The organism is Ruegeria sp. CF1 (genome assembly GCF_056537445.1).
The window spans coordinates 80,136-93,369 of sequence record NZ_JBQFRN010000007.1 but is presented as its reverse complement, the minus strand read 5'-3'; the positions used below and the strand labels follow the sequence as shown (position 1 = coordinate 93,369).

At 52.4% G+C, this 13,234-nt stretch carries 9 protein-coding genes and 1 pseudogene; 8 read left to right on the top strand and 2 right to left on the bottom strand.

What is annotated here, in order from left to right; all coding sequences use genetic code 11:
• Window positions 1-567: 567 nt before the first annotated feature.
• From ACRZ96_RS13610 to ACRZ96_RS13575, 8 genes and pseudogenes are all read left to right on the top strand, one after another.
• Window positions 568-1,494 (top strand): hypothetical protein, encoded by a 927-nt coding sequence (locus ACRZ96_RS13610; RefSeq protein ID WP_480814746.1) that lies wholly within the window; start codon window positions 568-570, stop codon window positions 1,492-1,494.
• A gap of 4 nt (window positions 1,495-1,498) precedes the next feature.
• Window positions 1,499-1,951: a hypothetical protein gene (locus ACRZ96_RS13605; protein WP_480814745.1), complete on the top strand. Its 453-nt coding sequence runs from the start codon at window positions 1,499-1,501 to the stop codon at window positions 1,949-1,951.
• Window positions 1,948-3,984: a hypothetical protein gene (locus ACRZ96_RS13600; RefSeq protein ID WP_480814744.1), complete on the top strand. Its 2,037-nt coding sequence runs from the start codon at window positions 1,948-1,950 to the stop codon at window positions 3,982-3,984. The genes ACRZ96_RS13605 and ACRZ96_RS13600 overlap by 4 nt, the downstream gene beginning before the upstream one ends.
• Before the next feature lie 108 nt (window positions 3,985-4,092).
• Window positions 4,093-4,914 carry a hypothetical protein gene (locus ACRZ96_RS13595; protein WP_480814743.1) on the top strand — a complete coding sequence of 274 codons (822 nt, stop codon included), beginning with the start codon at window positions 4,093-4,095 and terminating at the stop codon, window positions 4,912-4,914.
• A gap of 1 nt (window position 4,915) precedes the next feature.
• Entirely contained in the window at window positions 4,916-5,545 is a 630-nt protein-coding gene (locus ACRZ96_RS13590) for a hypothetical protein (RefSeq protein WP_480814742.1), read from the top strand.
• Window positions 5,546-6,012: 467 nt separating this feature from the next.
• Window positions 6,013-6,192: pseudogene (locus ACRZ96_RS13585) on the top strand (Arm DNA-binding domain-containing protein); the annotation flags it as partial.
• Window positions 6,187-6,627, top strand: a complete 441-nt coding sequence (locus ACRZ96_RS13580; protein WP_480707398.1) for a tyrosine-type recombinase/integrase — start codon at window positions 6,187-6,189, stop codon at window positions 6,625-6,627. The pseudogene ACRZ96_RS13585 and the gene ACRZ96_RS13580, both read left to right, overlap by 6 nt.
• Window positions 6,628-7,449: 822 nt before the next feature.
• Window positions 7,450-10,542 carry a hypothetical protein gene (locus tag ACRZ96_RS13575; RefSeq protein ID WP_480814741.1) on the top strand — a complete coding sequence of 1,031 codons (3,093 nt, stop codon included), beginning with the start codon at window positions 7,450-7,452 and terminating at the stop codon, window positions 10,540-10,542.
• 226 nt (window positions 10,543-10,768) lie between these two features.
• On the opposite strand, the gene tcuB is transcribed toward ACRZ96_RS13575, so the two are convergent.
• Both tcuB and tcuA read right to left on the bottom strand, forming a co-directional pair.
• Window positions 10,769-11,839 carry a tricarballylate utilization 4Fe-4S protein TcuB gene (tcuB, locus tag ACRZ96_RS13570; RefSeq protein WP_480814740.1) on the bottom strand — a complete coding sequence of 357 codons (1,071 nt, stop codon included), beginning with the start codon at window positions 11,837-11,839 and terminating at the stop codon, window positions 10,769-10,771.
• On the bottom strand, window positions 11,829-13,223 hold the full coding sequence (gene tcuA / locus ACRZ96_RS13565) for an FAD-dependent tricarballylate dehydrogenase TcuA (RefSeq protein ID WP_480814739.1): 1,395 nt from the start codon (window positions 13,221-13,223) through the stop codon (window positions 11,829-11,831). Before tcuA ends, tcuB begins: the two co-directional genes overlap by 11 nt.
• Between the last annotated feature and the right edge of the window lie 11 nt (window positions 13,224-13,234).

Below are 13,234 nucleotides of genomic sequence, written 5' to 3'. Positions count from 1 at the left end.
GTCGCGAGGATACTGAGTCAATCTATTGTAAAGTAAGGATAAATTATCCTTGCGCCTTTGCGCCCCCATTCCTTGCAATTCAAGAAGAAGGGCCAAGTAAGAAAGAATAAGACAGCGAAACACTGGCCCAACAAGGATAGAGTGAACTCTTAGATGCCCGTTCGTGGGAACAACCTAAGTTGCACGCGAAAAGGGTTTGAGTTGCTGATTTATGGTAGCTCAACACGCAAATCGAATCAGTCGATTTGAAGCGTGGTTGATGGAAGCTGAGACGCAGAATAACTCTTGATTTGGCTGTCCTATCCTGAGTTGCAGTCGAGGTCGCGCCCTGACAGGGCGACGGACGCGATAACCGCTGAACAGCAGCGGCTCTGACCGCTTGGAGGTGCCGGCGCGTACAAAGCCGCTGTTTTTTTTGCCCTCCACGAGCCAGTAGGGCATGATCGATAGATTTTGATTCCAAGGTACTGGAATGCAAACCTTTTATTGAAGTCACTCAACCAAAAGGATACTACTAACCTATCTTCGCTTTGGCGGTGCTTCTAGAATATGAAACTGGTTTCTTGAATGATCACAACTGACTACGGCCCGCACAACGGCGAAACATGGGAGGAGCTTTGCCAGCTTGTCTTCAAAAAGAAGTATGCGGACGATTTCTATCAAGAGATGAAGGCGACCCCGGGTGATTTTGGGATAGAGGGGTACACTAATGATACTGGACATGCGTTCCAATGCTATTGTCCAGAAAAGTTGTATACCCGAGAGGAATTGTACAAAAAAGTTAGAAATAAGATTAGAGATGATCTCAAGAAATTGAGAAAATATGAAGCACAGATCGTTGCAAGGATCGGTGATGTCAAAATCAGAAGGTGGATTTTCGTAACTCCGGATATCAGCAAAAACGATCTCTTGGCTTATGCCAAAAGAAAGGAACGTGAAGTACGTGGTTGGAAACTAAGTTTCATAACTAACGACTTTACTATAATAATTAGAGATGGATCCGACTATCACACCGAAATAAATGATATACGACGGTCAAACGGATCCCATTTAATAATTGAAAAGCCAAATGATGGAATTTTGGACAACCCTCCGACACAGAGCGAGTGGGAAGAGAATATTAAACGGAAAAGCTCTATGAGAGTAGCCTCGACTGTAAGTCAAGAGGCGAGAGAAAGAAAACTTGAAAGACTAATTTCAAAAACAAGAGAAGAATTTCTCGCCAGCGATGGTTATTTCCGAAAAATATCATCTGATCACCCTGCGGTCTACTTTGATCTAACGAGAATAATTAAGGAGTTTGAGCAAAAAGCCCAGGACTACTCACTGACTTGGAATGGGGAGGCAAACGAACTCACCCAAAAAATCCAAGAGGAATTGAAGAGTATTGTGAATAGTTCACTTGCGCCGAACTTGGATGAAACAGAAGCCGCCAAAGTTAGCCGTCTAATGACAGCGAGATGGATTGCCATCTGTCAGCTCGACTATGAGTAGTCCAATGACCAAAAGCCTCAAATTCACTCCCCGTGCAAGCGAAGTTCTTCCTGACCATCGACCAATTTACAAAATATCTCAGCTCCTGTTGGTTCTAAATATCTCTTCAAGATCGGGAAAGTCTACCGCAGCACGTTTGCAGCTGTTTAGCTGGGCGTTGAAAAGTGACGAAAGACAAGCGATCTTAGTCCGTGCTTCAAAGTCTGGAAGGCTCGAGACTCCTGTCTGGGGCTTCGATCCTACAGTTGTCGCCGCGCTTCGCGTCGCGCAAGCGGAAGGTCTTCTAACTAGGAAGGGAAGGGACTTTGTAACATCCGAAACGGGGCGGGATTTTTCGACGAAAGTACTGGAAGACAGTCTGGTCATGCGCACTGAGAAAGAATTCTTAAATCAAGTGGGAAAGAAGATCACACAGAAAATGGTCGATGCCACTATGGATGCTTGGGCGAGAAAATGAAGATCGAGAGAATTAAGCTTAGAGCCGCGACAGGAAAAGGCGACTTTGGATTCGACATGGCTTTCGAAGAAGGCCTGAACATCATTAAGGCCGGCAACGCACACGGAAAAAGTACCGCTTTTAACTCTATTGTTTACGCTCTTGGTATGGAGGAGTTGATAGGGGGAAAGGGCCCAACTACTCTTCCCTATTGCGTCAGAGACTATCTAATTAATGAGGGGGTAAACCTTCCTATTCTTGAGTCGGCGGTTTCGATTCAAATCAAGAATAAATCGGAGCGTACTGCTGTCTTCCGAAGACCGATCAAAAGCCCAAAGAAAAGTCAAAAACTCATTGAGGTTTACGAAGATGCTACATTGGATGATCCTTCCACTCTAAACAATGTGAGACACACCTTCGTTCACGATCCGGGCGGGGCCAGTACGGACGCTGGGTTTCATAGATTTTTAGCAGAATTCCTTTCACTCGAATTGCCTCGAGTTGCTGCGACTAAGGGCGGTGATGTGCCGCTATATCTTCAAGCTATCTTCTCTGGAGCAATAGTAGAGCAAAAAAGAGGATGGTCGGATTATTTGGCGAACCTACCCTTTTTTGGAATTCGCGATGCGCGGAAGAAGGTAATTGAGTACCTTTTGTCCCTAGAAGTATTCGAAACTGAAATAAAAAAGTCATCGTTAGAAAAACGTAGGGAGGAAATTCATCGCTCTTGGGGAGTTACGTACGCTGCATTAACAACAGATATCGAGTCTATTGGTGGGGGTATTTCTGGCATCTCTGAGAACCCGAGTTCCCTATTCAAATTGGAGGAGGTGAACATCGTTATTTTTGAGAAAGGAGAGCCTATTCCTTTCGAAGACTACGTGGAAAATCTTCGCCTCAGTATATTTGAACTAGAGGTAAATTCAGGTTCAGACGAAGGGGCTGACGTCACGGTAGAACTGGCCAGAGCACTCGAAGAGCTAAAGGCCTTGTCTGCGAAACTGGAAGAGGTTGAAGAGCGTATTATTTACACTCAGGCCTCGCTCGGGGAGATCGAACAACTTCTCCTTGAAAACAGTTTAGACTTGGAGAAAAACAAGTCTACCCAGAAGCTTATGTCTTTGGGAGCCGAATTAAATATTGAGTACGTCAGCTCTCGGTGTCCTACGTGTAGTCAAGATGTGGCAGATTCTCTTGTTCTTACTCCGGATCACCTTCCGGTAATGGATGTAAGTGAGAACATTTCTTACCTTGAAGCTCAAGGTAGTATGCTGAAGCGACAAAGGGACGGCATGTCCGCTGAAATGGATGAGTTGCTTCAGATCGAAACAACAATTAGGGGAGATGTTGTTGAGCAACGCGCGCTTCTCAAGGCCGCACGCTCGGATGTAACCTCCGCAAGCCAATTGAGCAAACAAAGGATAAGACGGCAAGTACTTCTGGAGAGCAAGTTGGAAAGGCTCGCCAAAGCAAATAACAAGATTGCTGAAGGTGTAGAACTACTGTCGAATCTATCCAAGAAATGGAGAGAAGTATCCGGGGAGTTAAGTAAACTCCCCAAGAATAGATATTCGGATAATGATATCAATGTAATAAGAAAGCTGCAAAGCAAGTTTCGAACCAACGCGCGAAAATTTCAGTACAGAAGTGCGAACGTTGGGGATGTTGAAATAAGCTTGGACAATTTGACTCCATGTTTGGCAAATGTGGAACTCAAACAGTATCGCTCAAATATCCGGAATGACTCTAGCGCCAGCGACTTTGTTAGACTTATCTGGAGCTACACACTGGCGTTATTCCAATCAAGGTTGCGTGCGGAAGGTCAAAGCGGAAACCACCCAGGATTTTTGATGTTTGATGAGCCGGGACAACATTCCATGTCAGTTGAAAGCCAGAGGGAGCTGCTGACGACGCTTGGCAGCGAGAAAGAGCTTCAATCGATTGTTGCGGCCTCGTTTGATGAGGATGAGGAGGTGTTCCGAAAGGCAACTGATGGTGTCTCATTCTCCTTTCAACAGTGGGAAGACTTTTTGCTAAAACCTATCAATGAGTAGTTAGTCATATTGGCTTCCACCGCCGTAGCTGCGTCGAAACCGTGCGCGTCGTCTCGGGCCTGCCGCCGCTGAATGAACAGGAGTGAACTCCTTGAGTCGGAAAACGAAATGAAGATCGCAAAACCTCTGAATCCGGTACAGGTCGAATTCAACGAACTCTGCGACAAAGGCGGCGGCGCGGGTGGTGGCCCAGCGCGCACCAAGGTTCAAGAATTGCTGTTTCAGGGCAGCAAGAAACTGAACGCGATGGCATTCGACGAAATCTCGCATCACCTGAAGACCTTCCCAGACGCGAATCCGTGGCAGGTTTGCTTTGCCGTAGGCTTGGGCTGGGGGCATCTAGCGAAAATCGACGAAGACTTCACAGCCGCCGCTATCGAGGCGCTGACCGATCTAGACCCAGTCGCCCTGAGCGTTGCAAAGACCTTCCACCTGGAGCGTGGCCCAACACCCATCGAACAGTCGCTTCGGGGCGGCCACCTGATGTTTCAAAGGGTGAAGCTACCCGCGACCTTGCCGGATGATTTGCGCATGATTGGACGTGCGCAGGAACGATGGCTTTCGCCTCTCGTGTCCCCGTCAATGGACCGGCCCAAGTATATCGGCAGTTGGAACGCGACCGCGATGTTCATGGTGTCCCTGTTTTCCAAGCCCGCGTTGGCAGCGACCCTGACCAATCGGGAAGTCATGCTGCCGCCGGGTGGCCCGATCTTCAACGGTCTCAAAATTCTGCATAAGGCCAAGATTCTGAAGACGCCCCCGTCCGGGAACGAACTGGACGATGAAGCCTTCGAACCCGGCTCGATTTACGAGAACAATGCCCTGATGGCTGAACTACTCCAAGGCAGATCGGGATGGAGCATGATCGACGTTCACTCGGGCCTTTACATGCTGGGCACGAGATACCCCGCTTCAAAAGGTTGGGCGTAGCGTGACTATCGAGGCCGCAGAGGACTTTTTTTGCCGCGCCTTGCAAGAGGTAATTGGTCAGGTAAACCGGGGGGAATTGGGAGAGACAAACGAGGCGACAGTTCAGCACCACTTGGCCCTTTGCCTGCACCTTTTGGCAAGACGGGAAAATTTGCCTTTCTCAATCATTATGGAAAGGCGGATTCAGCGCTCTAATGGTGGCGTTTTTCCCAAGAAGGGGCGCAACAACGCTGAAATCGACGTTTTCTTTACTGTTGGCGAAGACGAAACCCGGTGCGCGGTTGAACTCAAACTCTTCAAGCGGATCAATCAAAGAGAACCCAACAACCGATACGACTCCTATGCCGACCTGGCAAACTTGGAAATCTATCTTGAAGAGCATTGCGAAGTTGGTTTCTTCGTGCTGCTCACTGATCACCCACACTACTATGACCCCGAGTTTGGCGATCACAGGCCCGGCACCGCTGACTTTTCCTTGAGAGAAGGGCACATCTACCAAGCGCAGCGCGAGTTGACTTATCGGACCAATAGGCCCTATGGCCCGCCGTTAACGCTTGGGCACGACTACTCATTTCACTGGCAAAACGATGGCAATGATTGGCGGTTTCTGATCCTCAAGGTCTCGCCCTGATCGGCGTCGACACGGATCAGCCACCGAAACCACGCGCTGGGCGGAAGGATGATCAATCGTCTTTCACCCAACCCGCGTGTCCTTCGCAGAACACGCGACCGGTGTAGTGGCTGTGGTAGCTAGCGGTAGTTTCTTAAGTACCTTAATAGCCTCCTACGTTTTCTTGTCGCATCAACCCACCTAGTGTCTACGGAAAGAATGAATTTTAGATTGGTATGTAAGCGTTGGATTCCCGCCCCGGGCACCATACCAACATCCAAGATCATCCGAGTTCGCCCGAACTAACTGATATTGTTTAAAATTCGGAGACTGACTGTCCAGCGTGTTCCGCATTTGTCCAATTCAATCCGCCAGAGTTGTTGGTATTATGCGGGGTATCAACAATACATGTGATTGAAATGCCTCTGACAGATATGGCCTTAAAAAACATGAAGCCTGAAGAACGTTCCTAAAAGCGGTCAGATGCACATGGGCTCTACATACTAGTAGAACCAAACGGGTCTATGCTTTGGCAGAAGCATTATCGCTTCAACGGTAAGCAAAAAGTAATGTCATACGGACCTTATCCGTTGATATCGTTGAAGGAAGCCCGAGAGAAGCGCGACAATGATCGCAAACTTCTGTTGGAAGGTATTGACCCGATGGCCGTCAAGAAGGAACGCAAACTTGCTTCAGAGCGAGCTCAGCGTGGTCGCTTCGACATCTTGGCTGGCGAACCCTTGGAGAAAAACAAGGCTGAAGGTCGCGCAGAAGCGACAATGAAAAAGAAAGCCTGGCTGATCGAGATTGCAAACAAAGACATCGGCGACCGTTCAGTCATGGAGATTACGCCCAGCGACGTTCTTGCGGTACTGAAGAAACAGGAGCGCGCCGGAAACATTGAGACGGCCAGTCGTCTGCGAACAACAATCGGAGAGGTCTTTCGATACGCAGTTGCATGCGGTCTAACCGAAAACGACCCGACGGCGTCGTTGAAAGGTGCATTGATCCAAAAAAGAGTTCAGAACAGACCGGCAATCACAAACCGGGATAGGTTGGGTGAATTGCTCTGCGCTATCGAAGACTATTCCGGCTATCGATAAACTCTTGGTTTCACTCCAGCTTTTAACGTAGGTTGGAGCGGTAGACCATCTCAGAGACCATTTCGCCGAAGTACACCTTTGTGAAAGAAGGTGTTTTTTTCTTCAGTCACCGCATCCACAAGGAGCTTTGCCGCTATTACTTTTCTTCTTGGATCGCATTTTCTTTGCGTGCTCACTCGGCAAACGTAGAGGCGACGAGAACAAGAAGAGCGGCTGATCAACTGCATGAGTATTGGTTTCATCTGAGGTCGCAGGATATGCAAGTGCCTGGAAAGCATATGTTACGACTCGGCGCAGCCAATTCTGCCGCAACGCCGGTTGTACTGAACGAGACTTCTGCTGCCTCTGTACCGTTGTCAGAGGCAGTCGAGATATACCTTACACAGAGGGGCCAAGGACGCCCCGTAACATTTCACAAGGGTGCTGAGAGAGCGTGTGGTTATTCATAGCTTCCTAGTCTGATGCCCCTCTTCTTCATCAACACAGTGACTACATCCGCAATGGCGTTGTAAATTCGATGCCAGTTGTACGGCGCTAACCGTTACATACCTGCACCTACAGCTCGCATTGACCGAGAGCCTCGGGTGAGCGGCGATAGCAAAACAAAGGTGATCGCGCCTTCCGGCTTAGCGGGCAGATTTTTGCGGGAATCGACAATAAATGTTACGATAGCTTTGTTGGCAGGATCGCCGCTGGGTCTCTCCGGCCATCGCGCTTCGTTATTCTTTTTTTATTACAACAAGTTCTTTTTCTTTGCCGTTCGGCCGGGCGATCCGGGGCCTCTGGGCCAGCGTTTCAGATTGCTTTTGAACGGAGGCAGACATGCCCGAAACAGTATTTGAACGTGCGCCAGACGGCGCGATCATTGGACTTCAGCATCATGGCGACCCTCTTGGAGGGCGTTCTAAAGGAACCAGTGCGCTGGATGTGGCGCAGGCTTATGCCGCCGAAGTGGCGGGGCTTTACCGGATAAAGCCCGATTTTCTTGACAGGCTCGGCGAGAGTGTTTCAGGCAAGTATAATCGCGAGGAGGGCAGCAAGCTGCGGCTGGAAGAAGCCAAGGCAGTACAGTCCTTTCTGGTCTACACATTTCGTCAGACACATCACGGCATCCCGGTCTGGGAGCGCGGTCTGACACTGCGCATGGCCGGCCCAGACAATGTGGTCACCGGTTCGTCCTCAAGTGTTGCTGCCGATATCGAACTCAGCAACGCCCCTACTCCGCCTGCTGGCCGCGACAAACAAGCTGGCACGGTTCTGCGCGAAGCTGTGAAAGGGGCCAAGTTCACAAAATTCAAGGTTAATGACACCCGGGACTTTGTCTATCGCTACGACGCAGAACATCGCCTGCCACACAAGGAACCGGGCGAGATCGAAGGGGCCGAGTTAACCCCGCTGCCAGAGATTGGTCGTGTGCCAAAGGGCATCAAGGACGGCGAATGGCGTTTCGTAAGCCTTGTACATTTTGGCTGCAAAATTCCCGACTACGGAGAGCTGAACTGGCGAGCATTGGTCGATTGGGAAACCGGCGCGGCGCTTTACATCCGGCCATTGGTGGGGTGTGTTTCGGGTTACGTCTTCACAGACGACCCGATATCACTTTCAGGAGATTCAGAGCTTGATCCGACGGCCCCGGTTGCGCTTTTGGATGCGCAACGCGAACTGGTGGCGCTGGAACGGTTGATATTACCGGGCGGTGGCACACCGGTGGAACTAAGCGGCGAATTGGTGGCGGTACGGGATCTCGACACACCAAACATCGCCCCACCGACTGAAAACGCCGGTGCAGCATCGATCTTTGATTATCCCGCCGACAGCGACGATTTCGCGGCGGTCTGTGCGTACTACAACCATGATTTCCTGTATCGCTTCGTCCAGTCTTTGGGCTTCGATCTGCCCAGCTATTTCGACGGGGTGACCTTCCCAGTGGATGTTGATCACCGCTGGTTCAATCCCATTGCAGGACCGGTGAATGCTCAGGCGCCAGGCAATGCCATAGGCAATGGTGTGCTACGCTTTCGTTATGCGCTTGCGGCAAATGGCTCCACAGTCGGCATGGCCACAGACTCGCGCGTATCGGCGCATGAATTCGGGCACGCGGTGCTATGGGATCATCTCAATTGGCCCAATTTCGGCTTTTGTCATGGGTTTGGTGACGCGCTGGCGGCAATACTCTACGATCCTCAAGGTATTGCGCCGGATCGTTTCCGTACCTTCCCCTTCAGCAACCTGATCACCCGGCGATGGGACCGGTCGGTCGCCTCGGGTTGGGGCTGGGGTGGCACGATGGACGTGGGCGGATATCGGTCGACCGAGATCAATGCCACTACGTTAGGCCGAATCTATCGATCTCTCGGAGGTGATTCCACAGAACTCGACGACAGGCTGCATGCCAGCCGCTACACGATCTATCTGATCCTGCAGGCGGTGCCGCTTTTGGCCGGGATCGTGCCCAACACAGTCGAAGGTTTTTCCCGCGCCTTACAGGAATCAGACGAGAACACCGCTCAATTCGACGGTGCAGCCGGAGGCTGGGCACACAAAGTGGTACGCTGGGGCTTTGAGAAACAGGCGCTCTACAACGGATCCCCGCCTGATGTTGACGTCTTCATTGATGACGGACGACAGGGTGAATACCCTTGGCACCAACCGGGCAACAATGCTCCCGGCATCTGGAATCGGCACCGCCCTGACGGCGGCACCGACCACGAGACTCCGCGCCGCTGCGTCGAGAATTATCTGTATGTCCGGATCGGCAATCGCGGCAACTACCCAGCCCAATCAGTGACTTTGTCACTAGCCCGCGCGACGGAAGGCAAGGGCACCACATGGCCGGATGACTGGGATCCGCTTATCGTAGGCGAACCTATCGGCCAATCAGTGCATTGTGGCGACGAAGTGATCGTCGGCCCGATCCCATGGTGCCCCGAGGACCTGTGCGAGGAATACATTCTTGCCAGCGTGGATACGCCAGAAGACCGCAGCAATGTCGAAACGATCGCAGGCAGTCTGCCTGTCGATCGACTGGCGCTTGGTGACAACAACGTCGCCCTTCGCCGAATGGAGGTTAACCGTGCCGAAGATGACACCCCTTGCTGCGAGGAGGAAGAACCGAAGATGACCTATCGTTACGCTGTCAAGTTCGTCTGCGGCTGTTCCAAGGGCCGCATTTTGTCCCAGGGCCGCTATCACACAGCAATCAACATCGGAAACGGCAGCGGCGATGCTGTGCGTTTTCGTAAACGGGTGTCGTCGGCCTTGCCAAACGAAAAACCGGGCAATGTCTCGGCCAGAACGAAAAACAAACTCGGTCCCTGGGAATCGATGGAGATCGATTGCGAGGATGTGGCACGACACCTGCGGGTGGCCGAATGCTGTTTCCTGAAAGGGTTTGTCTTTATCGACAGCGAAACACCGCTGGACGTGGTCGCGGTCTACACCGCCGCCCATGGTGAAGGCGAAGTGGAAACCATCGATGTCGAACCGGTCGTGCCTCGGCTGATCAAAAAGGTACCGCCCCCGCCACCGCCACCTCCGCCGCCGCCTCCACCCGAGGACAAGCCGGACCTGATCCCGGTGCAGCCCTTCCCTCCCGGTCCGCCACCCTTCCCGGCTTGGTATTGTGAGGAGCCGCGCAAGTTGAGGATCATTGTGCGTAACATTGGTGCAGGGGCTGCCGGGCCTTCCACCACGCGGGTCGATTTCTTCCAGAGCGGCGTGGTGGTCGATCTGCCGACACCCGCACTGGGGCCAAACGGGGATGAGACCACGCTATCGCTCGAATTCCCGGACGAGGTCAAAGGTGGCGAGCAGATCCCCTTCAAGATCACCGTCAATGCCAATCCGGCCGATGGTGTGACGGAGACAGACACCACCAACAACAGCGACTCTTCCTCCTGCGGCCTGGCCAGCTAAAGCAAACTGGGAGTGGCCCGGGCCATTATCGGCCCGGGCTGCGCGATCTAGAGGTGCTGGTCGCAAGGCTGCATCATGATCGTGATTGCGCTCTACGTACGGGAGGGCAATTTGCTTCAACGACACCAAGGTGGGACCGCCCTGTCTGATCCCAAAGTCAGACCTCAAGCTGCGATTTAAGTTTACTTTTTCACCGTTTCCCAAGGAGCGACAGGGTCGCCGCAGCCTAGTAACTATCTCTTTTCCGTTGCGCATCTTTGATAAGAGCAGCAAGCCGATAGAAACCGTGGGCCATCTTGGTGTAGGGCGTTAGCAGGAAGAATGTCAGGACCGATCCAAGATGAATAGCAAGCAACGCGGGCATCAAAGCCGTTGATCCGAAAGCGTAAAGAGCAAGTCCGCTAAAACCGACGAATCCCAGCAACAGGATGAAACCGATATCGCCGCCCCATGCCGAAGCATCACCGAGATTGCGATCGGACCTTTGCTTGAGAATTGCCATGGCGCAGCAACCCACTGTCAACAACACACCGCCGGAGATTCCGAATAGTTTGGGCAAAGACCAGAACCCGTACGGCGCATGCATTCCAAAGCCATAATGCATAACCGTTGCAATCGAGGTCGACGCGAAGCAAAGCAGGAAGCCATACTTGATCGCGTGGTGAATATGACGTCGCGCCTGACTGAACCGGTCTTCTTCTTCAAAATTACAGCCTTCACCATGACCTGCGGCAAGATCCTGCATTCTACCCGCTCGTTTGAAGGCGGCCAGCAGGTCCGCCATTTTGATGGGTTTTCCCCCCACCTCGGCCCAATAGCGCCTTAGGCTGATGGCAATGCTAAAGAGTGGCAGCAAGAATGCCGGAGCAAAAATCGCAACCATCGCATTATGCGACAGAACGGCATAAAACCCGTCCCCTCCGCTAGAACCTATCGCGCGAATTGCCCAGAACAACAGGGCAAATCCGACCACAAGTGCCAGCGCAATCGCCCCGCCCTGGGTGTGAAATCGGCGCGCCAGCGGCTGCGGCCATGCGAAGCTTTCCCAGCTGTCCCTCCGTACCTCGGCCAGAGCCTTCGGCAAATTCAGGTCGAACTCGTGCGGGGCTGTGTACTGGCAGGCGTAGTAGCAGCCGCGGCAGTTGTGGCACAGGTTGGCCAGTTGCGTGATGTCCCCATCCGAGAACGCGCGTTCCGCATGAAGCGACGGAAAGACCGAGCAATAGCCCTCGCAATAGCGGCAGGCGTTGCAAATTTCAGCCTGACGGCGGGCTTCCTGTATCAATTCAATTTGCATAAGCGGCGGCCTCACGTCCTGCGATGCGTCCAAAGACGGTTCCGATGGTCATGCCGAAACCGGCTAGATAACCTTGCCCAAGGATCGAGCCCGCCATGGTTTCGCCAGCCGCCCACATGTTTTTGATTTTGCCGTCGGCGCTCGAACATTGCGCGGCATCGTCGACTTTGAGGCCCAAATAGGTGAAGGTTACGCCCGTACGCAGCGAATAACCGTAAAATGGCGGCTCGGTGATCGGACGCGCCCAGTTGGTCTTGGGCGGGTTCAAGCCAGATGTTGAAACGCCGTCCAGCTCTGTCGGATGAAAGGCGCTTGTATCTCCGCAGGCGGCGTTGAATTCAGCGATTGTTGCGGTCAACTTTCCGGCAGGCAGGCCCATCATCCCGGCCAGTTCTTCCAACGTATCTGCCTTCAGCGGTGGAAACACCGACGGCATGAACAGATTCAACGAATTGGCGTCGATGATCACATAGCCAACTTGATCTGGTTGGGCTGCCACCAAGCGCCCCCAGATTGCATAGCGCTTGGGCCAGACATCCTCGCCCTCATCGTAGAAGCGCTCGGCATCCTTGTTCACGACGATCGAAAACGGCACACAATCCAGACGGGTGACAATACCACCGTCAAATTTCGGTGCACGCCCATCGATAGCAACGGCGTGGCATTGGGTCGGGTCGCCAACACTCTCGACGCCTTGATCCAGAAGATCAGCCAGGACCACGCCTCGGTTATAAGGAGTGCCTCGGATCAGAAAGTTTTTTGCAGGCTCACCCCATGCACGGGTCAGCCAATCCGTATCGGCCTGAAACCCGCCCGAGGCGACGATGACTGCTTTTGGCATTATCCGGTGGTTTTGACCTTCATAGGTATAGTCGACCCATTCGATCCGATCCCCGTTCAGCTCCAAATGCATGACGGCGGCTTCATACAAAACATCGATACCCAAACCCGCCGCAGTTCGGTAATAAGCATTCACCAGAGACTTCCCGCCTCCCATAAAAAAGGCATTTGTCCGTGCCAAAGAAAGTGTTCCGGAAAGAGAGGGTTGAAACCTGACACCGTGCTCTTCCATCCATGGCAGGCATTCCTCGGAAGTGCGGATCGCAAGGCGTGCCAGATGCTCATCAGTTTTGCCGCCGGTGACCTTCATCAAGTCCGCGAGATATTCGTCTTCGCTATACTCTTCGATCAACGGGCCCAAAGGGCCACCATGCATGCAGCGAAAATTGCGCGTATGGCGCGAGTTTCCTCCGCGATAGGGTTTTGGCGCGGTTTCCAGTATCAGAACGCGGGCACCGGCTTCGGCGGCGGTCATCGCGGCGCATAAAGCAGCGTTCCCGCCACCGATCACAGCGATATCGTAAGCTTCCTTTTGGGTGGCCATATCCTGTCTTC

Coding starts and splice junctions, on each gene's coding strand:
- ACRZ96_RS13610 (WP_480814746.1), top strand. CDS start 568: ATGATCACAACTGACTACGGCCCGCACAACGGCGAAACATGGGAGGAG.
- ACRZ96_RS13605 (WP_480814745.1), top strand. CDS start 1,499: ATGACCAAAAGCCTCAAATTCACTCCCCGTGCAAGCGAAGTTCTTCCT.
- ACRZ96_RS13600 (WP_480814744.1), top strand. CDS start 1,948: ATGAAGATCGAGAGAATTAAGCTTAGAGCCGCGACAGGAAAAGGCGAC.
- ACRZ96_RS13595 (WP_480814743.1), top strand. CDS start 4,093: ATGAAGATCGCAAAACCTCTGAATCCGGTACAGGTCGAATTCAACGAA.
- ACRZ96_RS13580 (WP_480707398.1), top strand. CDS start 6,187: ATGGCCGTCAAGAAGGAACGCAAACTTGCTTCAGAGCGAGCTCAGCGT.
- ACRZ96_RS13575 (WP_480814741.1), top strand. CDS start 7,450: ATGCCCGAAACAGTATTTGAACGTGCGCCAGACGGCGCGATCATTGGA.
- tcuB (WP_480814740.1), bottom strand. CDS start 11,839: ATGCAAATTGAATTGATACAGGAAGCCCGCCGTCAGGCTGAAATTTGC.
- tcuA (WP_480814739.1), bottom strand. CDS start 13,223: ATGGCCACCCAAAAGGAAGCTTACGATATCGCTGTGATCGGTGGCGGG.